The organism is Actinomadura macrotermitis, assembly GCF_009604375.1.
GTDB lineage: Bacteria > Actinomycetota > Actinomycetes > Streptosporangiales > Streptosporangiaceae > Spirillospora > Spirillospora macrotermitis.
In genome coordinates this window covers 13,261-39,178 of sequence record NZ_WEGH01000007.1, presented here as the reverse complement: position 1 = coordinate 39,178, position 25,918 = coordinate 13,261, and the positions used below count along the sequence as shown (strand labels likewise).

General features: G+C 74.2%; 27 protein-coding genes. 11 read left to right on the top strand and 16 right to left on the bottom strand.

Annotated elements, in window-relative coordinates:
- Positions 1-69: 69 nt before the first annotated feature.
- The gene (locus ACRB68_RS38795; protein ID WP_153541831.1) at positions 70-1,497 is read left to right on the top strand and encodes a WGR domain-containing protein; all 1,428 of its coding nucleotides are present in this window, start codon (positions 70-72) and stop codon (positions 1,495-1,497) included.
- Here the strand turns inward: ACRB68_RS38795 and ACRB68_RS38790 are convergent.
- Genes ACRB68_RS38790 through ACRB68_RS38770 form a run of 5 tightly spaced genes read right to left on the bottom strand, consistent with a single transcriptional unit; the run spans position 1,481 to position 6,933 of the window.
- Positions 1,481-2,494: an ABC transporter ATP-binding protein gene (locus tag ACRB68_RS38790; RefSeq protein ID WP_153541829.1), complete on the bottom strand. Its 1,014-nt coding sequence runs from the start codon at positions 2,492-2,494 to the stop codon at positions 1,481-1,483. The two genes, ACRB68_RS38795 and ACRB68_RS38790, sit on opposite strands and share 17 nt — an antisense overlap.
- The gene (locus ACRB68_RS38785) at positions 2,484-3,494 is read right to left on the bottom strand and encodes an ABC transporter ATP-binding protein (RefSeq protein WP_153541827.1); all 1,011 of its coding nucleotides are present in this window, start codon (positions 3,492-3,494) and stop codon (positions 2,484-2,486) included. The genes ACRB68_RS38790 and ACRB68_RS38785 overlap by 11 nt, the downstream gene beginning before the upstream one ends.
- Before the next feature lie 2 nt (positions 3,495-3,496).
- A complete protein-coding gene (locus ACRB68_RS38780) occupies positions 3,497-4,408 on the bottom strand; it encodes an ABC transporter permease (protein WP_153541825.1) in 912 nt (303 codons plus the stop codon).
- Positions 4,405-5,331, bottom strand: coding sequence for an ABC transporter permease (locus tag ACRB68_RS38775; RefSeq protein WP_153541823.1), 927 nt, complete (start codon positions 5,329-5,331; stop codon positions 4,405-4,407). The genes ACRB68_RS38780 and ACRB68_RS38775 overlap by 4 nt, the downstream gene beginning before the upstream one ends.
- A gap of 6 nt (positions 5,332-5,337) precedes the next feature.
- Positions 5,338-6,933 carry a peptide ABC transporter substrate-binding protein gene (locus tag ACRB68_RS38770; RefSeq protein ID WP_153541821.1) on the bottom strand — a complete coding sequence of 532 codons (1,596 nt, stop codon included), beginning with the start codon at positions 6,931-6,933 and terminating at the stop codon, positions 5,338-5,340.
- A gap of 120 nt (positions 6,934-7,053) precedes the next feature.
- Between ACRB68_RS38770 and ACRB68_RS38765 the strand changes: the two genes are divergently transcribed.
- Together ACRB68_RS38765 and ACRB68_RS38760 are read left to right on the top strand one after the other, a co-directional pair.
- A complete protein-coding gene (locus ACRB68_RS38765) occupies positions 7,054-8,376 on the top strand; it encodes a M20/M25/M40 family metallo-hydrolase (protein WP_153541819.1) in 1,323 nt (440 codons plus the stop codon).
- A gap of 77 nt (positions 8,377-8,453) precedes the next feature.
- On the top strand, positions 8,454-9,491 hold the full coding sequence (locus tag ACRB68_RS38760; RefSeq protein WP_328595316.1) for an MBL fold metallo-hydrolase: 1,038 nt from the start codon (positions 8,454-8,456) through the stop codon (positions 9,489-9,491).
- Here ACRB68_RS38760 and ACRB68_RS38755 read toward each other — a convergent pair.
- On the bottom strand, positions 9,473-10,066 hold the full coding sequence (locus tag ACRB68_RS38755; RefSeq protein ID WP_153541817.1) for a TIGR03086 family metal-binding protein: 594 nt from the start codon (positions 10,064-10,066) through the stop codon (positions 9,473-9,475). The genes ACRB68_RS38760 and ACRB68_RS38755 overlap by 19 nt on opposite strands.
- Before the next feature lie 114 nt (positions 10,067-10,180).
- On the opposite strand from ACRB68_RS38755, the gene ACRB68_RS38750 reads away from it, so the two are divergent.
- Complete coding sequence (locus tag ACRB68_RS38750; protein WP_153541815.1) at positions 10,181-10,921, top strand: DUF899 domain-containing protein; 741 nt, start codon at positions 10,181-10,183, stop codon at positions 10,919-10,921.
- On the opposite strand, the gene ACRB68_RS38745 is transcribed toward ACRB68_RS38750, so the two are convergent.
- Positions 10,918-11,523, bottom strand: a complete 606-nt coding sequence (locus ACRB68_RS38745; RefSeq protein WP_153541813.1) for a TetR/AcrR family transcriptional regulator — start codon at positions 11,521-11,523, stop codon at positions 10,918-10,920. The genes ACRB68_RS38750 and ACRB68_RS38745 overlap by 4 nt on opposite strands.
- An 88-nt stretch (positions 11,524-11,611) precedes the next feature.
- On the opposite strand from ACRB68_RS38745, the gene ACRB68_RS38740 reads away from it, so the two are divergent.
- Entirely contained in the window at positions 11,612-12,373 is a 762-nt protein-coding gene (locus tag ACRB68_RS38740) for an SDR family NAD(P)-dependent oxidoreductase (protein WP_153541811.1), read from the top strand.
- A gap of 70 nt (positions 12,374-12,443) precedes the next feature.
- Complete coding sequence (locus ACRB68_RS38735; protein WP_235960960.1) at positions 12,444-12,944, top strand: hypothetical protein; 501 nt, start codon at positions 12,444-12,446, stop codon at positions 12,942-12,944.
- Between the two features lie 21 nt (positions 12,945-12,965).
- Here ACRB68_RS38735 and ACRB68_RS38730 read toward each other — a convergent pair whose 3' ends face one another.
- Positions 12,966-13,826, bottom strand: a complete 861-nt coding sequence (locus tag ACRB68_RS38730; RefSeq protein ID WP_153541809.1) for an SCO6745 family protein — start codon at positions 13,824-13,826, stop codon at positions 12,966-12,968.
- A gap of 86 nt (positions 13,827-13,912) precedes the next feature.
- On the opposite strand from ACRB68_RS38730, the gene ACRB68_RS38725 reads away from it, so the two are divergent.
- Together ACRB68_RS38725 and ACRB68_RS38720 are read left to right on the top strand one after the other, a co-directional pair.
- Positions 13,913-14,476 (top strand): TetR/AcrR family transcriptional regulator, encoded by a 564-nt coding sequence (locus tag ACRB68_RS38725; RefSeq protein ID WP_153541807.1) that lies wholly within the window; start codon positions 13,913-13,915, stop codon positions 14,474-14,476.
- Positions 14,477-14,535: 59 nt separating this feature from the next.
- Positions 14,536-15,171 (top strand): pyridoxamine 5'-phosphate oxidase family protein, encoded by a 636-nt coding sequence (locus tag ACRB68_RS38720; RefSeq protein WP_153541805.1) that lies wholly within the window; start codon positions 14,536-14,538, stop codon positions 15,169-15,171.
- A 112-nt stretch (positions 15,172-15,283) separates the two neighbouring features.
- Here ACRB68_RS38720 and ACRB68_RS38715 read toward each other — a convergent pair whose 3' ends face one another.
- Entirely contained in the window at positions 15,284-15,472 is a 189-nt protein-coding gene (locus tag ACRB68_RS38715) for a DUF5302 domain-containing protein (RefSeq protein ID WP_153541803.1), read from the bottom strand.
- Positions 15,473-15,603: 131 nt separating this feature from the next.
- Between ACRB68_RS38715 and ACRB68_RS38710 the strand changes: the two genes are divergently transcribed.
- Entirely contained in the window at positions 15,604-16,986 is a 1,383-nt protein-coding gene (locus tag ACRB68_RS38710) for a cytochrome P450 (protein WP_153541802.1), read from the top strand.
- A gap of 12 nt (positions 16,987-16,998) precedes the next feature.
- Here the strand turns inward: ACRB68_RS38710 and ACRB68_RS38705 are convergent, their stop codons facing one another.
- Together ACRB68_RS38705 and ACRB68_RS38700 are read right to left on the bottom strand one after the other, a co-directional pair.
- Positions 16,999-18,432: a pyridoxal-dependent decarboxylase gene (locus ACRB68_RS38705; protein ID WP_328595315.1), complete on the bottom strand. Its 1,434-nt coding sequence runs from the start codon at positions 18,430-18,432 to the stop codon at positions 16,999-17,001.
- A gap of 43 nt (positions 18,433-18,475) precedes the next feature.
- A complete protein-coding gene (locus ACRB68_RS38700; protein WP_153541800.1) occupies positions 18,476-18,853 on the bottom strand; it encodes a DUF7668 domain-containing protein in 378 nt (125 codons plus the stop codon).
- 104 nt (positions 18,854-18,957) lie between these two features.
- Here ACRB68_RS38700 and ACRB68_RS38695 point away from each other — a divergent pair, with 104 nt between their 5' ends.
- The gene (locus ACRB68_RS38695) at positions 18,958-19,386 is read left to right on the top strand and encodes a DUF2795 domain-containing protein (RefSeq protein ID WP_153541798.1); all 429 of its coding nucleotides are present in this window, start codon (positions 18,958-18,960) and stop codon (positions 19,384-19,386) included.
- 74 nt (positions 19,387-19,460) lie between these two features.
- Here the strand turns inward: ACRB68_RS38695 and ACRB68_RS38690 are convergent, their stop codons facing one another.
- Both ACRB68_RS38690 and ACRB68_RS38685 read right to left on the bottom strand, forming a co-directional pair.
- Entirely contained in the window at positions 19,461-20,966 is a 1,506-nt protein-coding gene (locus ACRB68_RS38690) for an FAD-dependent monooxygenase (protein ID WP_153541796.1), read from the bottom strand.
- Positions 20,967-21,078: 112 nt separating this feature from the next.
- Complete coding sequence (locus ACRB68_RS38685) at positions 21,079-21,690, bottom strand: TetR/AcrR family transcriptional regulator (protein ID WP_328595314.1); 612 nt, start codon at positions 21,688-21,690, stop codon at positions 21,079-21,081.
- Between the two features lie 103 nt (positions 21,691-21,793).
- On the opposite strand from ACRB68_RS38685, the gene ACRB68_RS38680 reads away from it, so the two are divergent.
- A complete protein-coding gene (locus ACRB68_RS38680) occupies positions 21,794-22,954 on the top strand; it encodes an FAD-dependent oxidoreductase (RefSeq protein ID WP_153541794.1) in 1,161 nt (386 codons plus the stop codon).
- Here ACRB68_RS38680 and murA read toward each other — a convergent pair.
- The 3 genes from murA to ACRB68_RS38665 all read right to left on the bottom strand — a co-directional run bounded on the left by murA (position 22,935) and on the right by ACRB68_RS38665 (position 25,908).
- A complete protein-coding gene (gene murA, locus ACRB68_RS38675) occupies positions 22,935-24,236 on the bottom strand; it encodes a UDP-N-acetylglucosamine 1-carboxyvinyltransferase (protein WP_153541792.1) in 1,302 nt (433 codons plus the stop codon). The two genes, ACRB68_RS38680 and murA, sit on opposite strands and share 20 nt — an antisense overlap.
- Before the next feature lie 43 nt (positions 24,237-24,279).
- A complete protein-coding gene (locus ACRB68_RS38670) occupies positions 24,280-25,026 on the bottom strand; it encodes a glutamate ABC transporter substrate-binding protein (RefSeq protein ID WP_328595313.1) in 747 nt (248 codons plus the stop codon).
- A 132-nt stretch (positions 25,027-25,158) separates the two neighbouring features.
- A complete protein-coding gene (locus ACRB68_RS38665; protein WP_153541788.1) occupies positions 25,159-25,908 on the bottom strand; it encodes an SAM-dependent methyltransferase in 750 nt (249 codons plus the stop codon).
- Positions 25,909-25,918 lie beyond the last annotated feature (10 nt).

The following is a 25,918-nucleotide window of genomic DNA, read 5'->3' as shown; positions in this document are numbered from 1 at the left end:
ATGCCGTTCTGTCGGTGCCCTCTCCTAGCGTTCGGGGCGTCGGCCATGGATGTGCGCGGAGGCGGAGCGATGACACAGCAGACCACCTATCTGGAGCTGTCGGAGACGGGCGGCGGCGCCCACAAGTTCTACGAGGTGGTGGTGGACGGCACCGACGTCACGATCTCCTACGGCCGGATCGGCGAGCGGGGGCAGCGCAAGACGACCGCGTTCGCCACGCCGGCGAAGGCGCAGGCCGCCGCGGCCAAGAAGGTCGGCGAGAAGCTGCGCAAGGGCTACGCGCACGCGGTGCGCGGGGGCCGGCAGGCGCGGCCGGTGTCGCGGCGGCCGGTGGTCAGCACCCGGTCCACCGCGCGCCAGGCGCCGGTGCTGTGGCGGTTCGCCAGCGGCGCCGCCGCGTTCGGCGTCTTCGTGGACCGGGACCGCTGCCTGGTCGGCAACCAGCACGGCGACGTCTACACCGTCACCCACGACGGCACGGTGACCGGCCGCTTCCACCTGCCCGACGGCGTCAAGTGCATCGTCGCCGACGACTTCTGGATCTACGCGGGCTGCGACGACGGCCGGGTCTACGACCTGAGCGGCAAGGTCCCCCGGGTCGCCTACGAGATCTCCGCCGATGTCGACATCTATTGGGTCGACATCCATGACGGCGTGCTCGGGGTGTCGGACCGCAACGGCCGCGCCACCGTCATCGACCACGAGGACGAGTTCCAGTGGGCGCGCGACGTGGACGGCGACTCGGCGTGGATGGTGCGCTGCGACGGCGACGCGGTCTACCACGGCCACTCGGCGGGCGTCGCGCGCTACGAGGCCGTGGGCGGGCGGCCGGTGTGGCAGACACCGGTCGGCGGGAACGTGCTGTTCGGCTGGCAGGAGCGCGACTCGGTCTACGCCGGGACCGGCACCGGCCAGGTGCACCGCCTCGCCAAGGCCGACGGCCGCACCGAGGCGGTCTACCGCTGCGACGCGGCGGTGTACTCGTGCGCCGCCGCCCCCGACGGCCGGTACGTCTTCGCGGGCGACTACACCTCCTCGGTGTACTGCTTCGACCGCGACGGCACCCGCCTGTGGAAGCTGGCGACCGGCTGCGGGTCGGCGTTCTCCATGCAGTTCCTGGACGACCGCCTCTACCTGGTCACCACCAACGGCTCGCTGGCCTGCGTGGACGTGAGCGAGCAGGCCATCCGCGACGCCGAGCAGGGCTCGGTGCCGACGCCGCTGGACGTCAAGGCCACCGCCGGGCTGGTGGCGGTGGAGCCGACGCTGACGGTGGAGACCGCCACGTCCGCCGACGAGGGCGTGGTCGTCGAGTGCTACCGGGACGGCTCGCGGCTGCGCGTCCGGGTGCTCGACGCGGGTTATGACAGCGGGTGGAACGTGCAGTTCCCGAAGGGCATCCGGGAGCCCGGCGCCCGTTATCTGGTGCAGGAGGTGCGACTGTCCGAACGCGGGGGCTTTTACCGTGCTTATGGCGATATCAAGCGTCTTCGCTGACCACCCGCTCCGCCGCGAAATGGCAGGCGCTCGGGTGGGCCGAGCCCGCGCGGGGCACGAGCGCCGGCTCCTCGGCGGCGCAGATCTCCGCCGCCTTCCAGCAGCGGGTGCGGAAGCGGCAGCCGGAGGGCGGGTCGATCGGCGACGGCGGCTCGCCCTCCAGCAGGATCTGCCCGGCCCAGCCGGGCGCGCCGGGGTCGGGGATGGGCGCCGCAGACAGCAGCGCCTGCGTGTAGGGGTGGGTCGGGTGGTCGTAGATCCGCTCCCGCTCCCCCGTCTCCACGATCCGGCCGAGGTACATGACGGCGATCCGGTCCGACAGGTGCCGGACGGCGGCGAGGTCGTGCGCGATGAACACGTAGGCGAGGCCGAGCTCGCGCTGCAGCCCGGCGAGCAGGTTCATCACCTGGGCCTGGACGGAGACGTCCAGCGCCGACACCGGCTCGTCGCACACCACCACGTCGGGCCGCAGCGCGAGGGCGCGGGCGATGCCGACGCGCTGGCGCTGCCCGCCGGAGAACTGGTGCGGATAGCGGCCGACGTGCCCGGCGTCGAGGCCGACGAGCTCGAGCAGTTCGCGCACCCGCGCGCGGCGGTCGCCCTTGGGGGCGGCGTCGGGATGGATCTCGAACGGCTCGCCGACGATGTCGCCGACGGTCATGCGGGGGTTCAGCGAGGAGTAGGGGTCCTGCATGACGAGCTGGACGCGGCGGCGCAGGGCGCGCAGCTCGCGGCGCGGCAGGGCGGACAGGTCGCGGCCGGCGAAGCGGACGGTGCCGGCGGTCGGGCGCTCGGCGGCGAGCAGCAGCCGGGCGAGGGTGGACTTGCCGCAGCCGGACTCGCCGACGACGCCGAGGGTCTCGCCGGGCCGCAGCGCCAGGTCGACGCCGTCGACGGCCTTCACCTGCCCGACCGTCCGCTTGAACAGCACGCCGCGGGTGACGGGGTAGTGCTTCACCAGCCCCTCGGCCCGCAGGATCGGTTCGTCACTGTCCATCGCGCACCTCCCGGGCGCCGTGCTGTTCGACCGCGAAGTGACAGGCGGCGGCGTGCCCCGGCGCGACGGTGACGAGCGGCGGCCGTTCGGCCGCGCACACCGCCTCGGCGCGCGGGCAGCGCGGGTGGAAGGGGCAGCCGGGCGGCAGCGCGGCGGGGTCGGGCGGCGCGCCCTTGATCGGGGTGAGCGGCCCGGCGGGCCGGTCCAGGCGCGGCACCGAGGCGAGCAGCCCGGCGGTGTAGGGGTGCGCGGGGCGGGTGTACAGGGCGCGGGCGGGGGCCTGCTCGGCGACCGACCCGGCGTACATGACCACGATCCGGTCGGCGACGCCCGCCACCACGCCGAGGTCGTGGGTGATGAGGACCAGGCCCATGCGCAGCTCGTCGCGCAGGCTCGCGAGCAGCCGCATGATCTGGGCCTGCACGGTGACGTCCAGGGCGGTGGTCGGCTCGTCGGCGATGAGCACGTCGGGCTCCAGCGCCAGCGCCATCGCGATCATGATGCGCTGGCGCATGCCGCCGGAGAACTGGTGCGGGTGGTCCGACAGGCGCCGCGCGGCCGAGGGGATGCGCACCCGCTCCATCAGCGCGGCGGCCTCGGCGCGGGCGGCGCGGCGGCGCATGCCCCGGTGCACCTGGAACATCTCGCAGATCTGGTCGCCGACGGTGAAGACGGGGTTGAGGGCGGTGAGGGCGTCCTGGAAGACCATCGCGATCCGGTCGCCGCGGAACTCGCGGCGGCGGCGCTCGGGCAGGCCGAGCAGTTCGGCGCCGCGCAGCCGCACCGACCCGGCGGTGACGCGGGCGGGCGGGGTGTCCAGGATGCCCATCACCGCCTGCGCCGCGACGCTCTTGCCCGACCCCGACTCGCCGAGGATCGCGACGGTCTCCCCCTCCCCCAGGTGGTAGGTGAGGTCGTTGACGGCGCGGACGGTCGCGCCGCGCACGGCGAACTCCACGCTGAGGCCGGTGACCTCCAGCAGCCGGTCGGCAGGTTCCATCGTCACCGCAGTTTCGGGTCGAGGGCGTCGCGGACGGCGTCGCCGAGGAGCAGGAGCGCCAGCACCGTGGCCGACAGGAAGACGGCCGGGAACAGCAGCAGGTGCGGGTGGTCGACGACGTAGGACTGCGCCTGGTTCAGCTGCAGCCCCCACGACACCTGGGGGTACTGCAGGCCGACGCCGAGGAAGTCCAGCGTCGCCTCGCCGGAGATGACGTTGCCGACGCTGAGGGTGGCGACCACGATCACCGGCGCGATCGCGTTCGGCAGGATGTGCCGGCGCATGATCCGCGCGTCGGAGGCGCCGAGCAGCCGGGCGGCCTGCACGTAGTCGGCCGAGCGCACCGCGATGACCTGGCCGCGCATGATGCGGATCATCGTGGTCCAGCCGAGCAGCACCAGCACCAGCGTCATCGCGCCGACGCCGTGGCCGGGGAAGGCGACCAGGATGACGGTGGCGCCGAGCACGAACGGCAGGCCGAAGAACACGTCGGTGAGCCGCGCCACGACCGTGTCCAGCAGGCCGCCGTAGTAGCCCGACAGCGTGCCGAGGACGACGGCGATGAGCGTCGCGAACGCGGTGACCGCGATGCCGATGAGCAGGGTCGGGCGGGCTCCGTGCACGACGTGCGCGAAGTAGTCGCAGCCCGCCACGTCGGTGCCGAACCAGTGCGCGCCGGACGGCCCGAGCTTGGCGAGGTTGGGGTCGCAGCCCTCGTTGGCGCCCCGCGAGGTGAACAGCCGGGGGAACGCCGCCATCACCGTCACCAGCGTGAGCTCGGCGGTGCAGGCCCAGAACAGGCGGCGGCGCCGCAGGTCCTGCCAGGCGTCCCCCCACAGCGAGGCGGCACGGCCGGTGACCGGGCCCGCGGCCTCGGCGACGACGGCGGCGACGCCGGGATCGGGGGCGCTCATTCGTACCGGATCCGGGGGTCGAGCAGCCCGTACAGCAGGTCCACGGCCAGGTTCACCACCAGGAAGATCAGCACGAGCAGGGTGACCGCGCCGACCACGACGGGCCCCTCCTTCAGCTGGATGGACTGGAACACCTGCTGGCCGATGCCGGGCAGGTTGAAGATGCCCTCGGTGACGATCGCGCCGCCCATCAGCGCGCCGAGGTCGACGCCGAGGTAGGTCACCACCGGGATCAGCGAGTTGCGCAGCGTGTGCCGGCCGACGACGCGGGCCCGCGACAGGCCCTTGGCGCGGGCGGTGCGCACGTAGTCGGCGCGCAGGTTCTCGGCGAGGCCGGTGCGGGTGAGCCGCGCCACGTAGGACAGGCCGAGGGAGCCGAGGACCATCGCGGGCAGCAGGTAGCCGACCGGCCACCCCTCGTCGGTGCCGGCGGAGGGGAAGACCGGCCAGCGCACCCCGAACAGCAGCTGCGCGCCGTAGCCGAGCACGAACACCGGGACGGCGATGAGCAGCGTCGTCCCACCGAGCACGAGTGTGTCGGCGAGGCGGCCGCGGCGCAGCCCCGCCCACACCCCGAGCGCGATGCCGAAGACCAGCTCGAACGCCCACGCGGTGACCGCGAGCCGCAGCGTCACGCCCCACCGGCCGGCCAGCATGTCGGCGACGCGCTGCCCGTCGTAGTTCTCACCGAGGTCGCCGTGCAGCAGCCCGATCATGTACTTGCCGTACTGGACCAGCAGCGGGTCGTCGAGGTGGTAGCGGGCGCGCAGGGCCGCCACCACCGACTCGGGGACGGGCTTGTCCCCGGCCAGGGCGTTGATCGGGTCGCCGGGCAGCGCGAACACCATCAGGTAGATCAGCAGTGTGGTGCCGAGGAAGACCGGGACGGCCTGCAGGAGCCGCCGCAGGGTGTAGCGCCGCATCGCGGGTCACTTCACCGTCACTTCGTGGGCGAGCAGGCCGTTGGAGTAGGCGGTGATGGTGACGTTGTCGACGCGCTTGGAGCGGCCGCCCTGCCCGGCCCAGGTCCACAACGGGATCTGCGGCATCTCGCGCAGCGCGACGTCCTCGGCCTGGTTGTAGAAGCGCAGTGCCTCCTGCTCGCTGCCGGCCTGGTTGCCCTTGGCGATGAGGTCGTCGAACTCCTTGCTCTTCCAGCCCATCTTGTTGCCCGCGCCGCCCCACATGTTCTCCAGATAGTTCTGGGCGCTCGGGTAGTCGGCCTCCCAGTTCTGCCGGTAGGGGCCCTTCTCGGCCTTCTTGGACAGCGTCGAGAAGTAGTCGGCGGCCGGGATCTGCCGGAACTGGATGTCGGTGATGCCGAGGTTCTGCTTGAGGGAGTTGGCGACGATCTGCATCCACTGGGCGTAGGTCGGCTGCGCGCTGGAGAAGTACAGCTCCAGCGTCCCCTTGAAGCCGCCGGCCTTGTCGAACAGCTGCTTGGCCTTGGCCGGGTCGTAGGTGCACGCCTCGCCGCACGCGTTCGGGCGGTGCCCGGGGATGACGGCGGGCAGCAGCGAGTCGGCGGGGATGTAGTCGCCGTTGTAGACGGCCTTGTTGATGCCCTGGCGGTCGATGGCCATGGAGATGGCCCTGCGCAGGTCGGGGCTGTTGAATCTTCCTGTGAACAGGGGGAAGCCGAGGTAGTCGGTGGTGCCCATCTGGCGGGTGAGGAAACGGTCACCGAGAATGCGCTTGGCCTCGGGTACCTTGGCGGCGGGAATGGTCTGCATGATGTCGATGCGGCCCGCGCGCAGGTCGGTGTAGGTGGTGTCGGCGTTGGAGTAGCTCTTCCAGGTGACGCCCTTGTTCCGCGGCTTGCGGGTGCCGGTGTAACCGGCGAAGGGGACCAGCTTGATCGCCCCGTTGCGCTGCCAGTCGCCGCTCATCTGGTACGGACCGTTCCCGATCGGGTGGTTCTCGTAGGCCTTGAGGTCGGTGAAGGCGGCCTTGGGCATCGGCGCGAAGGCGGGGTAGGTGAGCAGCAGGGGGAACTGGCTGAACGGCGCGCTCAGCGTGACCTTCAGGGTGGACTCGTCGACGGCCTGCAGGCCCGACAGCTTGTCGGTCTTCGGCTTGGTCTTGCCGTCCTCGGGGTTGAGATCGGCGTAACCCAGGAAGTGCGAGAAATAGTCGTTGGCCTCGTAGGCGTTCGGGCCATAGGCGGCGTTGTTCCAGGCGTCCACGAAGCTGGTGGCCGTGACGGGCTCGCCGTTGTGGAACCGCTGCCCTGGCCTGATCTTGATCGTCCAGACCTTCTGGTCGGTGCTGGTGACGGACGCGGCGGCCTGGTTCACCGTCTTGCCGTCCTTGGTCAGCCCGACCAGGTTCTCGAACAGCCCGCTCAGCACGTCGAAGGCGTACGAGCTCGTGGTGTTCCCGGGGACGAGGTGGTCGGGTTCGGCATGGCCCACGACGAAGGTCCCGTCTCCGGACCTTGCGCCGTCTCCGCCGCACGCGGCGGCCGCGGTCACTACGGTGAGCATGATCGCCGTGAGCCCGGCGACGTTCCTGAGGTGGGTCATGGTCCTCCTCACGCGTTGATCGGGAGTCGTACCCCGGGCCGTCACGCGGCCCCGGCACTGATCAATTCGCAATCCGATCGAGACAACGCGGGCGAAGAACGGGAAACGGAAGGCGGGTAGATGACCCAGACCGAGGTGTGCGAGCGCACGGCGGCCGACGAGGTGGCCGGCATCTGTGCCGGGCTGCTGCGGATCGACACGACCAACGAGGGCGAGGGCGCGGGCCGTCCCGAACGCCCGGCGGCCGAGCACGTCGCCGGGCTGCTGGAGGAGGCCGGCGCCGACCCCGTCGTGGTGGAGTCCGCCCCGGGCCGCGCCAGCACGCTGGTGCGCATCCCCGGCACCGACCCGTCCGCCCCGGCCTTCCTGATCCACGGCCATCTGGACGTCGTGCCCGCGGATCCGGCCGAGTGGAGCGTGCACCCGTTCGCCGGCGAGGTCCGCGACGGCTGCCTGTGGGGACGCGGCGCGGTCGACATGAAGGGGTCGCTGGCGATGACGCTCGCCGTCGTCCGGCAGCGCCTGCGCGAGGGCCGCCGCACCCGCGGCGACCTGGTGCTGGCGTTCCTGGCCGACGAGGAGTGCACCGGCGACTACGGCTCGCGGTACGTGGTGCGCGAGCACCGCGACTTCTTCACCGGCTGCACCGAGGCGATCAGCGAGTCCGGCGGGTACAGCGTGACCGCCGCGCCGGGCAAGCGGATCTACCCGATCGCCGCCGGCGAGCGCGGCACCGCGTGGATGCGGCTGACCGCGCGCGGCACCGCCGGGCACGGCTCCAAGCCGGCGCCCGACAACGCCGTCGCCGAGCTGTGCCACGCGGTCTCCCGCCTGGCCTCGCACACCTGGCCGGTGCGGCTGACGCCGGGCGTGCGGGCGCTGCTGGACGGCCTGGCGGGCGCGCTCGGCACCACCATCGACCACGACCGGCTGGACGCCGAGGCGGCGCGCCTCGGCCAGGTCGGCCGGCTGTTCGCCGGCACGGTCCGCAACTCGGCCAACCCGACCCGCCTGGACGCCGGCTACAAGGTCAACGTGGTGCCCGGCACCGCGTCCGCGCAGGTCGACGGGCGGTTCCTGCCCGGCACCGAGGAGGAGTTCCTGGCCACGGTGGACCGGCTGCTCGGGCCGCGGATCGTGCGCGAGTTCATCAGCCACGACCCGGCGCCCGTGGCCGACCCGTCGGGCCCGACGTTCGCCGCGCTGGCCGGGTCGCTGTGCGCCGAGGACCCCGCCGCGCACCCGGTGCCGTTCGTGATGACCGGCGGCACCGACGCCAAGTCGTTCGCCCGGATCGGCATCAAGAGCTTCGGCTTCGCGCCGCTGCTGCTCCCGCCGGAGCTGGACTACCAGGCCATGTTCCACGGCGTGGACGAGCGCGTCCCGGTCGAGGGGCTGAAGTTCGGCACCCGCGTGCTGGACCGCTTCCTCGACTCGCGCTGACCCGCCCCGGATACCAAGCGGTTGGTACCAATGAAGTAGGTTCTGCCCGGATTATCGTGGCGACGGAGGGGGACACGGTGGCAGCACCGATCTTGGAGCAGCCCGCGGACTGGACCGAGCCGGGGGCCCACCCGGTCGCCCCGGGGGTGCACCGCGTCCCGCTGGCGCTGCCGATCCCGACCCTGCACGCGGTGAACGTGTACGTGATCGAGGACCCCGGCGGCCTGGTCGTGGTCGACTCGGGCTGGTCGATGCCCGACTCGCGCGCGGCCCTGGCGGACGCGCTGCGCACCCTCGGCCACCGGCTGGACGACGTGACCCAGTTCCTGGTCACGCACGCGCACTGGGACCACTACTCCCAGGCGCTCGCGCTGCGCGAGTCGTTCGGCAGCCGGGTGCGGATCGGGCGCGGCGAGCGGCCCTCGATCGAGGCGTTCGACACCCGCCGGGGCCTGCACCCGCGCCAGGTCGAGCTGCTGCGCCGCTGCGGCGCGCCGGAGCTGGCCGGCCAGGTCGCCGGGCGGCCGGTGAACGCCGAGGAGCGCGAGGTCCCGCACACCATGCCCGACTCCTGGATGGACGACGGCGAGCGGATCGCGCTCACCCGCCGCGATCTGGACGTGTTCGCCACCCCGGGCCACACCCGCGGGCACGTGGTGCTGCGCGACGCCGCCGCCGGGCTGCTGTTCGCCGGCGACCACGTGCTGCCGCACATCAGCCCCTCGATCGGGCTGGAGACCGAGCCGGAGCCCAAGCCGCTGCGCAGCTACCTGGCGTCGCTGCGGATCGTCCGCGACATGCCCGACACGCTGCTGCTGCCGGCGCACGGCCCGGTGACGCCGAGCGTGCACACCCGCGTCGACGAGCTGCTCCGCCACCACGAGGAGCGGCTGGACACCGCCGCCGCGCAGGTCCGCGCGGGCTGCGCGACGGCCTACGAGGTCGCCGCGGCGATGCCGTGGACGCGGCGCCGCCGCAAGCTGGACGAGCTGGACGTGTTCTCGCAGATGCTGGCCGTCCTGGAGATCGACGCGCATCTGGACGTCCTCACCGACCAGGGCGTGCTGGACGCGCAGGAGACCGGCGGCGTCCGCCGCTACGCGCCGAGGGCCTGACCGGGGTCGCGGCCGAGGAAGGCGACCAGCCGGTCGCCCGGCGGCGCGCCCGGCGGCGGCTCGGCGGGCGCCGCGAACAGCCCCTCGCGCCCGCCGGCGGCGAGGGTCGCCGCGACCGGCAGCAGCGCCGCGGCGAGCGCCCGCGGGATCGGCCGGCGGCCGCCGAGCGCGCGGGAGGCGTCCCAGCCGTGCACCGCGATCTCGACGGCGCCCGCGCCCGCGACCAGGCCGGCCTGCAGCGGGCAGGCCCCGACGGTGACCGCGCGGCCGGTGCGGGCCGCGGCGGTCCAGGCGCCGACCAGCCGCGCCGCGCCCGCCCGGCAGGCCGCCACCGGGTCGCCGGGGGCGGGCGGCGGCGAGGCCGGCGCGACCGATCCGGCGTCGACGGCCTCGTGCAGCGCGGCGAGGGAGTCGTCCAGGTGCCACAGGAGCATCCCCAGGTCCCAGCCGGCGCACGGCGTCGGCCGGGACAGCGCCGCGGGCGTGACGTCGTGCAGGACGACCAGCGTGTAGGCGACCGCGCGCTCCAGCAGCCCCGCGTGATCAAGCCGAAGCGCCGTCACCGCGTCGTCCATGGCCTCTCCCCTCACCGAAAGGGTTGACCGCGACGCCGCCGGAAAGTCATCGATGAGTTCTCCGCCGTCGCCGGGTCCCTACCTACGGAAGGCATCCGCGACGAAGGAGGACCCATGGCGCTCCCGGAGATCGCCACACGGGAGGAATGGCTGGCCGCCCGCAAGGAGCTGCTGGTCAAGGAGAAGGAGCTGACCCGCGCCCGCGACGCGCTGAACGCCGAGCGCCGCCGTCTGCCGATGGTGCGGATCGACAAGGGGTACGTCTTCGAGGGCCCGGACGGCGAGGCGTCCCTGCTCGACCTGTTCCAGGGGCGCGACCAGCTCATCGTCGGCCACGTCATGTGGGACCCGGCCTGGGACCGCGCCTGCCGGAGCTGCTCGTCGGGCCTCGCCGAGATCTCGGTCGGGCACCTGCGGCACCTGAACGAGCGCGCCACCACCTACGCGGCGGTGTCGCGCGCCCCGTACGCCAAGATCGGGCCGTTCAGAGAGGAGATGGGCTGGGTGTTCCCCTGGTACTCCTCCCACGGCAGCGACTTCAACTACGACTTCGGGGTCTCGCTGGACCCGGCGGTCGCGCTGCCGGAGTACAACTTCCGCCCGATGGAGATCGACGAGCCGTACGAGATGCCCGGGATGAGCTGCTTCCTGCGCGACGGCGACACCGTTTACCACACGTACTCGATGTACGCGCGGGGCGCCGAGACGATCGGCGGCTCGTACTACTTCCTGGACCTCACCGCCCTCGGCCGCCAGGAGGAGTGGGAGGAGCCGAAGGGCCGCGCGTCCGGCGGCATGGGGGCCGGGTCGAAGCTGCCCTACCCCGACGAGTACGACGACGAGTACGCGGGCTAGCCGTCCAGCGCGGCGGTGAGGTCGCGCATCGCGCGCTCGCCGAGGTCGGCGGGCGAGCCGGGCCCGGCGGCGGGGGCGTCCCCTTCCGCCCAGGTCTCGATCGCGACCCTGATGGCGGCCGTCGCGGCGGCCGCCGTCAGGCGGGTGCGCAGGTCGCGCCCGTCCAGGCCGGTGCGGGCGGCGAGCACGGCCCGCAGCGCGTCCTCGGACTCCTGGTTGACCTTCAGCCACACCGCGCGCAGCGCGGGATCGGCCGCGGCGGCCCGCAGCAGGCCGCGCGTCCACCGGTAGGCCTCGCGCTCGGGCTCCCCCGGCGCGGCCAGCGCGTCCCGCGCCGCGCCGGCCAGGGCCTGCGGCACCGTCAGCCCGGCGGGCGCGGCCGCCAGCAGCTCCAGCCACCGCGCGGCCCCGCCCGCGAGCAGCGGCGCGACGGCCTCCTCCTTGGTGCGGAAGTAGCGGTAGAAGGTGCGCGGCGACACCCCGGCCCGCCGCGCGATCTCCTCGGCCGTGACGCCGTCGGCCCCCCGCTCGGCGAACAGCGCGGCCGCCTCGCGGGCGATCTCCAGCTGGGTGGCGGCCTTGCGCCGCTCGGTCAGCCCCATGCCCCGATCCTAGGCATAAAACGCCTGGGTGGCACGTTGTGCCATGTAGACATAAGCTGCCAACAGCATCGATCGGGGAGGAACCACCATGAACCGCTTCCAGGACCGCCGCGTCATCGTCACCGGCGCGGGCTCGGGCATCGGGCAGGCCACCGTCCTGCGCATCCTGGCCGAGGGCGGCCGGGTCACCGCCTTCGACGTCAGCGAGGAGGGCCTGCGGGCCACCGCCGAGCAGGCGGGGCCGGACGCCCCGCTCACCACCGCCGTACTGGACATCTCGGACGAGGGCGCGGTGCGCGCCGGCGTCGCCGCCGCCGTCGCCGCCCTCGGCGGCCTGGACGTGCTGGTGAACGCGGCGGGCATCCTGCGCTCGGCGCACACCCACGAGACGACCCTGGACTTCTGGAACACCGTGCTGAAGGTCAACCTCACCGGCACGTTCCTGATGACCCGCGAGGCGCTGCCCGCGCTGCTGGCGTCCGGGCACGGCGTCGTGGTCAACTTCAGCTCCACCTCGGCGAGCTTCGCGCACCCCTACATGGCCGCCTACGCCGCGTCCAAGGGCGGCATCCAGTCGTTCACGCACGTGCTGGCGGCCGAGTACGCCAAGCAGGGGCTGCGCGCGGTGTCGGTCGCGCCCGGCTCGATCTCCAGCGGCATGACCACCGGCCGCGGCCCGGGCCTGCCCGAGGACGCCGACATGAGCCTGTTCGGCAAGCTCCTCCCGGCGATCGGCCAGGGCTTCGCCGGCCCCGAGACGGTCGCCGGCGTGGTCGCGATGCTCGCCTCCGACGACGGCGCGTTCGTCACCGGCACCGAGGTGCGCATCGACGGCGGCACCCACATGTGAGCCGGCCGCTTTGCCCGGCCGTTGCGCCGCGGCGGGGTTGCCGCGGCGCGGCGGTGATCACGATAGGGACGTGGCGGACCGCGGACCCGCGCCGGAACTGGCGGCCGAGCGGCTGACCGAGCGCATCTACGCGACCATCACCATGCTCGCGGTGCTGGTCGGCCTCTCCTTCGCGCCCGCCGTGAGCCCGGGCGAGGCGGCCGCCACGATCGCGATCACCGCGCTCGGGCTCTGGCTCGCCTCGCTGGTCGCCGAGGTCCAGGCGCACAAGACCGTGCACGGCGAGCCGCTGGACCACACCGGGCTGCGCAGCACGCTGTACGTCAGCTCGCCGCTGCTGCTGTCGGCCGCCGGCCCGCTCCTGATGACCGGGCTGGCGGCCCTCGGCGCGCTCGGGCTGGTGGCGGCGCTGCGGGTCTCGATCGTCCTGGACGTGTTCTCGCTGTTCCTGTGGGGTTTCCTCGGCGGCCGCCGGATGGGCAACGGGCCGCTGGTCGCGACTCTGGCGGGGACGGCCGACCTGGTGATCGGCCTCGCCGTGGTGTTCGTCAAGTCCCTCGCCGGCCACTGACGCGGCCCACGACGTCTCCCGTCAGATCTTTCCGATGCCGAGGGTGTTCTCGGCGGGCAGCAGGCCGCTGCCGATGGCCGCGACCCACACGGGGCCGAGGAGTTCGGCGAGCCGCTCGGTGTCCTCGGCGCCAAGGGCCCGCCAGGGGCCGAGGGCCAGCTCGTCGGTGCGGGTCTCGATGTCGCGGCGCACCCGGCGGCCGGGTTCGGTGAGTTCTCCGGCCGCGTCCAGCAGGCCGCGCTCGCGCAGCCGCTCCGCCGCCTCCTTCCACTCCCGCTCGCTCCAGCCGCGGCTCGCGAAGACCTTCTCGGGGGCGGCGCCGAACGCGGCGAAGGAGACGAGCGACTCGGCGGGGTCCAGCCCGGCGGTGAGCAGCGCGGCGACGTGCCCGTCCCCGCGGTGCTCGCGCAGGATCGTGGCGGCCTGCCAGAGCACCTGGTGCGGCTCGTCCGGCCAGGGCAGCGCGGCGTTGGCGGCGGCGAGCGGGCGCCCGGCGGTCTGCGCCGCCTCGGCGGCGCGGCGCGCCAGCGCGGCGGCCTCCGCCAGTCCGGGCGTGCCGAGCTGCTCCCCGAGCAACCGCCGGTAGACGGCGTCCATGGCGCGCTGCCGCGCCGCCAGGACCGCCTCGGGCGAGGCGATCCTCCAGGCGGGCTCGACGTGCCGGCGGACCATGCCGGGCTCGAAGCTGTAGAAGGCGGCGGTGACCAGCTCGGGCGTGGCGGCATCGAGGGGCGCGGCGCGCCAGGCGAAGTAGCTCGGCCAGCGGGGCTCAGTCGCGTAGCCGAGGGACGCGGCCTCGGCGAACACCTCGGGGGCGTAGTAGAGCAGCGCGTGCGCGGGCTCCAGCAGGTGCCAGAGGCGGCGGGAAGTGCTCGGGTCCATGACGTCCTCCACTCGGATCTTTCCACTGACAAGATGCACCTTCCGGGCGAACTTGTCAATGGAAAGATCCCCGGTAGGCTGGCGGCATGACCAGTGCCCGCCCCTACCACCACGGCGATCTGCGCCGCGCGCTGCTGCGCGGCGCGGTCGAGCTCATCGCCGAGCGCGGCCCCGCCGCGCTCAGCCTGCGCGACCTCGCCCGCCGCGCGGGCGTCTCGCACGCCGCGCCCGCCCACCACTTCGGCGACAAGACCGGGCTGTTCACCGCGATCGCGGCCGAGGGCTTCGAACTGCTGGCCGCGCGGCTGGCGGACGGCCCCGCCTCGCTCAGCGCCCTCGGCGGGCGTTATGTGGCGTTCGCTACGGCGCACCCGTGCCACTTCGAGGTCATGTTCCGCGCCGACCTGCTGCACATCGGCGACCCCGCGCTGGTGGAGGCGCAGACGCGCGCCTACGCCCTGCTGCGCGACGCCATCGCCGCGAGCGCCTCGGCGGAGGAGACGCAGACGGCGGTGCTGGCCGCCTGGTCGCTGGCGCACGGGTTCGCCTCGCTCGCCAACTCCGGCAACCTGCGCGACGTGCTGGACGGCGCCGACCCGGCCGCCTTCTTCCCCGCGATCGCCCGGGCGGCGGCGGGCCTGGCCGACTGAAACCCGCCGGAACGGCCGTACTACGCTGGCCGTCCAGCCCCCCGGCGTGAGGAACAGCGATGCCCCTGCCCACGGAACTGGCGGAGATCGGCTCGGCGGAGGAACTGCGCGCCCTGCTCGGCGAGGTGAACCCGCGGGCGGCGGTCAAGGAGCGGATCCGGCTGCACCCGCGCGACCGCGAGTGGCTGGCGCACTCGCCGCTCTGCCTGATCGCCACCAGCGACGCCGCCGGCAACTGCGACGTCTCCCCCAAGGGCGACCCGGCGGGGTTCACCCTCGTCCTGGACGACACCACGCTGGCCATCCCCGAGCGCCCGGGCAACCGCCGCGCCGACGGGTTCCACAACATCCTGGGCAACCCGCACGTCGGCCTGATCTACCTGATCCCGGGCCGCAAGGAGACGCTGCGGATCAACGGCCGGGCCCGCCTGCTCCGCGACGCGCCGTTCTTCGACGACATGGTCGTCAAGGGCCACCGCCCCGCGCTCGCCCTGCTGGTGGAGATCGAGCAGATCTTCTTCCACTGCCCGAAGGCGTTCATGCGCTCGGAGGTCTGGAGGCCCGAGACCTGGAACCCCGACGCGCTCCCCTCGCACGCCCGGATCAGCAAGGACGTCCTCCCGACGGAGGAGTCCCTGGAGGAGCTGGAGCACTACTACGGCCCCGGCTACGCCAAGCGCCTCTACGCCGGCTGATCCCGGCGGAACGGACGCCGGAAAAGAATGCGGGCCCCGGCGATCCGGCCGCCGGCCGTTCCGCCTTCTGGCGGCACCGGCCGGGCGGCCTTGCGGCGGGGCCCGTCAGGGGTCAGCCGCTCTTGCGGCGGAACTGGCGCTGGTGATCGGCGCGGGCGTGAGCCCCGCGCACCTTGCCGTTCTGCGCCCCGCCGCCCGCGTTGCCTTCGGCCGCGGCGCCGCGCTTACGGTCCAGGGCCTCCCGGAACCTGCGCTTCACCTCGTCCTCGGCGCCTTCGTGTTCGGCACGCTCTTCGGCCATGTGGACCTCCAGCTCTCGTTGGGCACCTCCTAGCCTCGCACGTCCGGACGCCGGGTGCCGGACCGGGTGCCGCGAGATATTTCGCATCAAGTCGGGTCAGGACGGGCGAACTCCCCTAGAGTCTCTGCCTGATGGAGCCACAGATCACCCCGGCGGAGCCCGCGCCGCCGCATCCGCCGCTGGCCGAGATCATCGCCGAGCCGCTGCTGACGCGCGACTACGAGACCCGCCCGGCCCTCTTCTACGAGGGCCTGCGCGCCCGCTACGGGCCGGTCGCCCCCGTGGACGTGATGGGGGTCAACGCCTGGCTCGTCCTCGGCTATCCGCAGGTGCTGGACATCATGCGCGACACCCGGGGCCTCTGGAGCAAGCGCATGGACTCCTGGCGCGCGCGCAACGAGGGCCGGGTGCCGCCGGACTGGCCGCTGCTGCCGGCGTTCGAGCTCGGCAGCTCGGTGTTCACCGACGGCAAGGAGCTGTCCCGGCTGCGCGGGGCGTGGAGCGCGGGCCTGAAGCCCTTCCAGGACCGCACCCGGCCGCAGGCGCGGGCGCTGGAGCAGGCGGTCGCCCGGTACGCCGACGACCTGATCACGCTGATCACCGAGGGCGGCGGCCGGACCGGCACCGCCGACCTGGTCGCCCAGTACGCCCGGCCGCTGCCGCTGATGGTCGTCAACCGGCTGCTGGGGTTCTCCGCGGCCCGCGGCGAGGAGCCGCTGATGGACATGTGGCGGCTGCTGGACGCGGGCCCCGACTCGCCCCAGATCATGGCCCGGCTCGGCGCCGCGGTGGCCGAGGTCTGCGCGCAGAAGCAGGCCGCGCCCGGCGACGACCTGCCGTCCGCGCTGTTCGCCGCGGTGCCCGACCTCACCGTGGACGAGGCCACCCGCGAAATGATCATGATGGTGGGGCTGATCGGCGACCACACCGGGACGCTGATCGGCAACACCGTCGCCGAGGTGCTGGTCGGCGGCAGCGGGGTGCGCGCCAGCCTGTCGGCCGGCCTGCTCGCCGAGGCGGTGAACCGGGCCGCGATCGCGGCGCCGCCGATGGCGAACCTGACGTTCCGCTGGCCGCGCGCCGACGTGCGGATGGGCCGGTTCCACATCGCCGCCGGCGATCCGGTGATGCTGTCGCCCGCCGCCGCGCACACCGACCCCGCCTTCACCGGCGACCGGCCCCCGGACGCGATCTACAGCTCCCGGGCCCACCTGGCCTGGGGCGCCGGGCCGCACTCGTGCCTCGGCCGGGACCTGGCGACCACCATCACCACGATCGCGGTGGAGCGGCTGTTCGACCGGTTCAGCGCGCTCAGCCTGGCGCTGCCCGCCGACCGGTTGCCCCGGCGCTCCTCCCCGATGATGCGCGGGCTGCGGGAACTGCCGGTGCGCTACGAGCTGGCCGCCGATCCGGCGCCGCCCGCCCCCGCCCCGGCGCCCGCCCGGCCCGCCGCGGAGCCGGAGGCGTCGGCGCCGTCGCTGATCAGGCGCCTGCTGCAGGCGGTGCGCCGCTGACCCGCCGCCCGGTCAGGCGCGCGCCACGGCCTCGCTGATCTTCTGCCAGGCCGCCCGGACGTGCCGCCCGGTCGTGGCGGGCGCGCCGATCGCCATCCGCAGCACCACCCGCCCGCCGACCCTGGTGTGGGTGAGGTACAGGTCCCCCGACGCGTTCAGCCGCTCCATCAGGTCCAGGGTCGCGGCGTCGGCGTCCTCGTCCGGCAGCCCCTCCCAGCGGGGCCGGAAGCACACCAGCCCGAACGGGTGGTGCGGGAGCACCTCGAACGCGGGATCGGCGGCGATCCAGCCGGCCAGGTCGTCGGCCAGCCGGACGCCGGTGCGGATGTGCTCGCGCAGCCCCTCGGCGCCGTACCAGCGGATCACCGCCCACAGCTTCAGCGCGCGGAAGCGGCGGCCGAGCGGGATCTGCCAGTCGCTGTAGTCGACGACCTCGCCGGACGCGGTGGCCCGGTTGCGCAGGTACTCCGGCAGGATCGACAGGGCGGCGGTCACCGCTTCCCGGTCGGCCACCCACAGCACGGTGCAGTCGAAGTTGGTGAGCAGCCACTTGTGCGGGTTGGTGGCGTAGGAGTCGGCGTGCCCGGCGAGCCCGTCGTTGATCCAGCGCAGCTCCGGGCAGACCGCCGCGACGCCCGCGTAGGCGGCGTCGACGTGCAGCCACACCCCGTGGCGGCGGCACACCTCGCCGATCGCGCCGACCGGGTCGATCGCGGTGGTGGAGGTGGTGCCGATCGTCGCGCAGACCAGCACGGGCACCGCGCCCGCCGCGACGTCGGCGGTGATCAGCTCGTCCAGGTGCGCGGGGTCCATGGCCAGGGTGCCGGGGTCGACGTCCACCACCCGGACGTTGCCCGCGCCGATCCCGGTGACCCGGGCGCCCTTCTCCAGCGACGAGTGGGTCTGGGAGCTGACGTACAGGGTGTGGCGTCCGGTGATCCCCTCGCGGGCGGCGGCGGGGTCGGCCCGGTGCAGCGCGGCGCGGATGGCGACCATGCAGGCGCTGGACGCCGAGTCCTGGATCACCCCGTTGCCGCGGAGCTCGGCGGGCAGGTCCAGCAGCTCGGCGAGCCAGCCGGTCACCCGGGTCTCCAGCTCGGTGCAGGCGGGGCTGGTCGCCCACAGCATGCCCTGCACGCCGAGCCCGGCCGACAGCAGCTCGCCGAGGATCGACGGGCCGCTGGCGTTGGCGGGGAAGTAGGCGTAGAAGCCCGGGTGCTGCCAGTGCGTGATGCCCGGCATGATCACCTCGTCGAGGTCGGCGAGCACGCCCGCGAACCCCTCGCCCGCCTCGGGCGGGTGCGCGGGCAGGGCGGCCAGGACGTCGCCGGGCCCGACCTGCGACCGCACCGGGTGGGCCTCGACCTTCTCCTGGTAGTCGGCGATCCAGTCGATGACCTGCTTGCCGTACCGGCGGAACTCCTCCGGCGTCATGTGCCCGCTCACGCTCTCGCTCCCCCTGGGGTCCCGCTCGTCCCGTGCGAGATGATCATGCCGGGCCGGCCTGCGGAGCGCCACCGTGCCACACGTCCCCGATGGCGACGACCTCCACCGCCCACACGTGCTCCATGACCTCCGACAGGACGAGCCGGACCGACAGCGCCGACCGGCCCTCCCGCGCCGTCCACAGCGGGACGTCCAGGAGGTAGGAGTGCTCGCACCCGGCGTCCGGGACCCGCTCGGCCGGGCGCAGCCCGGCGAGGGCGGCGGCGGGCGGGCTGATCAGGACGTGCCCCCGCAGGGCCTCGCGCATCTGGTGGGCGCTGAGGCGGCGGCCCTCGGTCAGGGACTCCAGCTCCTCGTACTCCCCCGCGACGAGCAGCGCGATCACGGCGCGCACGGCGTGCGCGGCCTCCTGCGACGGCATCGCGGCCCCTCTCCCCCGGCGGCTCCACCCTAGATCGCCCGCCTTCGTTTAGCGGGCGTCGCGCAGGAAACGTCCCTCATCGTCCGTTGAGAAGGGGGAACGACATGGGTGACAGCACCGGTAAGCACGGGGCCAGGGTCGACGACCAGCTGGAGCGCGACAGCAAGGACCTGGTGAGGGGCGGCCACGGCACGCGCTCCGAGGACTGGCGGGAGGCCGAACCGGTCTCCGCCGAGGCCTCCTGGGACCCCGCCGCGGGCGAGGACCCGGCGACGCTGGGCTCGTCCGGCGGGCAGGTCGGCACGCCCCCCGGCATGACGGCGGCCGACGTGGACGAGCGCAGCGCGCTCGCGCGGCTGCTCGTCGGCGTGCGGTACCCGGCGCGGGTGAAGGACCTGGTCGAGCACGCCTCCAAGCCGGGCGAGACGACGGCGGCCGCGGACGCGCTGCGGTCGCTGCCCGACCGCGAGTACGAGAACCTCGCCGACGTGGCCGAGGAGCTCGGATACGGCCGGGAGGAGCGCCGCTTCTAGAGCGCGCCGCCTCCCGAGCGCGCGACGGCGGGGACCCCGGTCCGGGGTCCCCGCCGTCGCGTGTGCCGGGCGGTTCACCGTTGCCGGCGCTCGTGGGCGTGGTGCTCGGCGGGCGGCCCGCACCAGCGGGTGAGGGCGTCGCGGATCTCGGCGGCGCGGCGGTCGGGCGCGGTCTCGCCGGTGGCCCAGGCGATGTACCCGTCGGGGCGGACCAGCGCGGTGGTGCGGGTGGCGCCGCCGGCGAGGGCGCAGTGCACCCGGTCGGCCCAGCGGCGGGTCGCCAGGTAGGTGACGGCGGGGTCGTTGGCCGCCACGATCAGGACGAACCGGCCGTCGCGCAGCGCCTCGAACAGCCGGCCCGGCTCGCCCGCGAGCGGCACGTCGGGGGCGCGGCGGCCGATGAGGGGGTGCGCGCCGCGCGGCGCGGGGTAGGCGATGTCCAGGCCGGCGACGGTGCGGGCGAGGCGCCGGGCCAGCGGCGGCGTGCCGGTCGCGGCCCGCGCGAGGACGCTGCGGGCGGCGCGCAGCGGGCGGGGCCGCAGCAGCGCGCCGCGCAGCAGGGCGCCGCTGCCGCGCAGCACCCGCCGGCCGACGGGATGGCGCTCGGCGTGGTAGCCGTCCAGCAGGTCCGGGGGCGCCCAGCCGTGCAGTTCGGCGGCCAGCCGCCAGCCGAGGTTCGCGGCGTCCTGCAGACCGGTGTTCATGCCCTGGCCGCCCGCCGGGGAGTGCACGTGCGCGGCGTCGCCGGCGAGGAACACCCGGCCCACGCGGTAACTCGGCACCTGGCGCTCGTCGCTGTGGAAGCGCGAGGTCCAGCGCGGGTCGTGCATACCGTGGTCGGTGCCGTGCGCACGGCGGACGGTGGCGCGCAGTTCCTCGAAGTCGACGGGCTCGGTGTCGGCGGCCTGGTGCGCCCGGTTCCAGGCGATCACCCGGTACCAGCCGTCGCCGAAGGGCGCCAGGAACGCGAACACCTCGCCGTCCGCGCCGACGGTGAGGACCTCGCGGGGCTCCTCGGTGAGGCGCACGTCGGCGAGCATCACCGAGCGGACGGCCGACCGGCCGGGAAAGGGCAGGCCGAGCGCCTGGCGGACAGTGCTGCCCACCCCGTCCGCGCCGACGACGTAGGCCGCGCGGACGATGCGCGGCGGGCCGTCCCCGTGGCGGACGCGCAGGTCGACGCCGTCGTCGCGGCGGCGCAGCCCGACGACCTCGGCGCCGCGCACGATCTCGGCGCCGGCCGCCAGGGCGCGCCGCTCCAGGACCCGCTCGGTCTCGTACTGCGGGGTGACGAGCACGTAGGGGAAGCGGCCGGGCAGCCGCGCCAGGTCGAGCCGGGCGCCGCCGAACAGCCGCAGCCACCGCACCTTCTCCCCGGTGCGGATCAGCTCGCCGGCGACGCCGCGCATCTCCAGCAGTTCCAGCGTGCGGGCGTGCACGGCGAACGCCCGGGTCAGGCCGGACCCCTCGGCGCGGCGCTCCAGCACGGTGCACGGGACTCCGGCCGCGGCCAGGTCGCCGGCGAGCAGCAGCCCGGTCGGGCCCGCCCCCACGATCACCACGTTCCCGGTGCCGGTCATCGCCTGCCCCTCTCCTCGCCGATCCTCTGCCGACCTTGCCCCGGGAAAGGGGGCCCTGAACCCCTTGGGCGCACCGGATGCGGACCGGTTGCGGCAGCCGCCGCCGGGCCCGTCAGCCCTCGCCGGCGAGGCCGTTCAGCAGCAGCCCGGTGAGCATGTCGACGATCTGCTCGTCGGACGCGTCCGGGCCCTGGTCGCCGGCGGTCAGCACCGCGTACCCGAACATCGAGATCAGCGCGCCCATCGCGGCGGCGACCAGGGCGGGGTCGCCGGGCAGCGGGTGGCCGCGTTCGGCGAGCCACTCCAGATGGTCGCGCAGCACGGTGGTCTCGCCGGACAGGTTCCGCCACGGCGCCCCCGAGCCGGGCTCCTGCCCCATGACCTGCTGCATCCGGGCCGCCACGACCGGCAGGTGGTCGCGCATGACGCCCCAGCTGACGGCCACGTGGGCGCGCAGCTCGGCCCGGTCGGACAGGTCGTGGTCGCGCGGGTGCCCGTGCGCGCCGATCTCCTCGTCGGCCTGCTCCGCCATGTCCGCCATCAGCGCCTGCAGCAGCTCGTCCTTGCCCGCGAAGTGGTCGTAGAACGACCCCGTCGCGCGGCCGGCCGCCGCGGTGATGTCGGTGATCTTGGTGTTCGGGTAGCCGCGCTCCATGAACAGCCGCCGCGCGGCGTCCTTCAGCGCCTCCCGCGTCTCGGCCGCCCGCTCCTTGCGCACTCCCACCGGTGCCGCCCTTCCCCTCGCTTGACCGTCGCTCGCCCGGCCAGCATACTGAACCCGAATTCGCCGAATAGAGATTCGGTGAATCGAGATTCAGGGAGTAGGCATGCGAGTCATCGTGGCGGGCGGCGGCGTGGCGGGGGCGGCGACGGCGATCGCGCTCGGCCGGGCCGGCGCCGAGGTACGGGTGTACGAGTCCCACGCCGACCCGGCGGGCCCGGTCGGCTCGTTCGTGAGCCTGGCGGCCAACGGGCTGCGCGCGCTGCGGTCGCTCGGCGTCCTGGAGGCGGTCCAGGACGCCGGGTTCCCCGTCGAGCGGCAGCGCATGTGGTCAGGGAGCGGCCGTCTCATGGGCGACCTGCCGCGTGGCCGCCTGGCGGACGATCCGCTGCGCAGCGTCACGCTCATGCGCGGCGACCTGGTCGAGGCGCTGCGCGCCGAGGCGGTCCGATCGGGCGCGGAGATCGTCACCGGGGTGCGGGTGACCGGCGCCGCGCACACCGCGGACGGCGTCCGCGCCGAACTGGCGGGCGGCAGCGCCGAGGCCGACCTGCTCGTCGGCGCGGACGGCATCTGGTCGGCGACCCGCCGCGTCCTGGACCCGGCGGCGCCCGAGCCCGCCTACGCCGGCCAGTACTCGGTGTCGGGCGTCGCGCGACCCGTCCCCGGCGTCGAGGCGGGGACGTTCAACATGGTGTTCTGCTGGGCCGGCGCGTTCGTCGCCATCGCCGCCCCCGGCGCGGTCTGGTGGTCGGCGCAGGTCACCGCCTCGGAGGCCCCCGACCTCGGCACCACCGGCGTGGACGCGCTGGCCCGGCTCTTCCGGCACGAGGAGATGCCCTCGGCGGTGCTGCGCGCGGTGACCGCGACCCACCGGCCGACCCTGCACCACGTCCTGCCGCCGGTGCGGGTCTGGCGCGACGACCGGACCGTGCTGGTGGGCGACGCCTCCCACCCGGTCGGCGCCGGGCAGGGCGCGTCCATGGCGATCGAGGACGCCGCCGTCCTCGCGCACGCCCTGCGCACCCAGGGCACGGTCGCGGCCGGCCTGGCGGCCTACGAGGCCGACCGGCGCGCGCGGGTCGCGAAACTGGTCAAGATGGCCGCCGCCAACCGGGACGCCAAGACGGCCGGACCGCTCGCCCGGCGGGTGCGCGACGTGGTGATGCCGGTCGCGCTCCGCCTGTTCCACGAGCGGTCCACCGCGTGGCTCTACACCGGCGGGCCCGTCCTGGACGGGCCCGCGGTCACTGGCTCCGCAGGCTGAGCCCGAGCGCGCGGAACTGCTCGACCGGCCGGTGGTAGCCGCGCTCGATGTGGTGCACGCCGCGCAGCGTCGACGGCCCCTCGGCGACCGCGGCGGCGAGCACCGCCGAGAACCCGGCCCGGATGTCGGGCATCGTCACGTCGCCGCCGCGCAGCTTGGACACCCCGCGCACCACGGCCGAGTGCACCGCGCCGGTGTCGTGGTAGCGGCAGGCCGGACCGCCGAGGCAGGTGTCGTACACCTCGATCTCGGCGCCCATGCTCTGCAGCGCCGGCACGTAGGCGAGCCGGTTCTCGTACACCGTCTCGTGCAGCACCGACATGCCGTCGGCCTGGGTGAACAGCACCATCAGCGGCGTCTGCCAGTCGGTGGCGAACCCGGGGTGGGTGTCGGTCTGCACCGCGGCCGGGCGCAGCCCGTGCGGCGCCGACGCCATGATCCAGTCGTCGGTGATCTCGAACCGGGCGCCCATCCGGGCCAGCGTGGTGATCGGGGTGACCAGCCGGTCCTGCGGGCAGCCGTGCACCCGCACCTCGCCGCCGGTGACCAGGCCGGCGACCAGGTAGGAGAACGCCTCGATGCGGTCGCCCGCCAGCCGGGTCTGCGCGCCGCCGAGCCGCGGCACGCCCTCCACCACGATCCGGCGGTCGGGGCTGAAGGAGATCCCGGCGCCCATCCGCTGCAGGAACAGCGCCAGCTCGATGATCTCCGGCTCGGTCGCGGCGTTGCGGATGACGGTCTTGCCCTGCGCGAGGACCGCGGCGAGCAGCACCGTCTCGGTGGCGCCGACGCTCGGGTAGGGCAGTTCGATGCGGGTGCCGACGAGCCGCTCGGCGCGCGCGTGGATGCCGTCCTCGGCGATCGTCACCTCGGCGCCGAACGCGCGCAGCGCCTCGACGTGGAAGTCGACCGGGCGGCGGCCGATCGGGTCGCCGCCGACCAGCGGCACGAACGCCTCCCCGGCCAGGTGCAGCAGCGGGCCGAGCATCAGGATCGGGATGCGGTTCAGCCCGGTGAACGCCTTCGGCACGTTGGGGTCGGCGACCGGGCCGGGCACGATGGTGATCTCCTCGCCGGACCGCTCCACCCGCATGCCGAGGTGCTCCAGCATCGCCGCGGTGATCCCCACCTCGCCGACGTCGGGCGCGTTGCGGATCGTGCTCGGTTCCGAGCCGAGCATGGCGGCCACCATGTGCTTGCTGACCGCGTTCTTGGCCCCGCGCACGGTGACGTCGCCGCGCAGCGGCCCGGACGGCTCGATCTTCCACAGCTTCTCGGTCATCCGTGCAGCCTAGAGCCGTCGCGCACGCCGTCCAAGCCGCCCGTCACGAACATCCCTCGAACTCCGGGACGGTCTCCACCAGGTTCAGCCCCGAGGACCCGAACCAGGTGTGCAGCAGCCGGGACGCGGTGCCGTCCTGGTACATCAGGGTGAGCGCCCGGTTGACCGCCTCGCACCCGTCGATGTCGCCGCGGCGCAGGCCGACGCCGTAGCGCTCGTCGGTGAACGGCGCGTTCAGGATCCGCACCCCGCCCTTGCGGACGAACCCGGCGAGGACCAGGTCCCCGGTCGACACCACGTCCACCTGCCCCGCCACGAGCCTGTCGTAGCACTCGCCGTAGGAGCCGGCGGGCACCAGCCGGGGTCTGATGCCGAGCCCGTCGGTGATCCGCTCGGTGGAGACCGACCCGCTGGCCCGGCACATCCGGCGCCCGGCCAGGTCCCGGACCGTGTGGACGCCCTGCTGGGAGCGGCGGACCATGATGTCCTGGTGCGCGACGTAGTAGGGGCCGCCGAAGGTCACCTGCCGCAGCCGCTCGGCGGTGATCGAGTACGAGGCGAGCACCAGGTCGACCTTGCGCTCGCGCAGCAGGCGCTCGCGGTTCTCGGAGGTGACGGCCCGGAACCGCACCTGCGAGGCGCCCATCCGGCGGGCGACGTACTTGCCGACCTCCACCTCGAACCCCTCGAAGGAGCCCCCGGCGGTGGCCTGCCCGAGCCCCGGCTGGTCGGCCTTGACGCCGATCACGACGGCGTCCTTCCCCGCGATCGAGGCCGAAGCGGCCGACACGCACCCCGACAGTCCGAGAACGAGCCCCACGGCAGCGCCCGCGCGCACGACGACAGATCTCACCCGCCACAGGTACCGCCCGAAGGCGGACGCCCCGTGAACTCCAGGCGTCGCGGACGCTACGAAGCCCGTTCAGGCGGGGCCGGGCCGGAGCACGAACACGCCCCAGCCCAGATACCGCCGGTTGTAGGCCAGGTAGGAGTGGCGCGCGTCATGGGCGAAACGCCGCATGGCCTCGGCGTCGGGATGACCCGGGTTGGCCTTCAGCCACTCGTGCACGGTCCACCACTGGGAGGCCACGTAGCGGTCCCAGTCGTCCTGGTCGGCCAGGACCATCTCCACCAGCTCGGTCCCCGCGGCCTCGAACCTCTTCAGCGTGTCGGGCAGGGTGGCGAAGTCGTCGGGCGCGCAGCCGAGCGCGGCGTAGGCGCCCGGCGGCGGCGGCTCGTTCCAGTACGGGTCCCCGATCATGAGCAGGCCGCCGGGAGCGAGGGCGGGGCGCATGAGCTCGATCGTCCCGCCCACGCCGCCGCCGATCCAGGTCGCGCCGATGCACGAGACCACGTCGTAGGCGCCCGGCTCCGGGCGGTACCGGCCGGCGTCGCCGTGCTCGAAGCCGGCCCGGTCCGCCACGTCCAGCTCCCGGGCCCGCTCCCGCGCGGCCGCCAGGAACACCTCGCTCAGGTCGACGCCGTGCCCCCGGGCCCCGAACGCGGCGGCCCACTGGCAGAGCAGCTCACCCTTGCCGCAGGCCAGGTCGAGGACGCGCGTCCGCGGCCCCACCCGGCCGACCTCGCCGAGCAGCCGCAGCTTCCCGGCGCTGAACGGGTTGAGGATGCGATGACCGGCCTCAGCGATCTCGTGGTGCCGCAATTCGGGCAAGGTTCCGCCC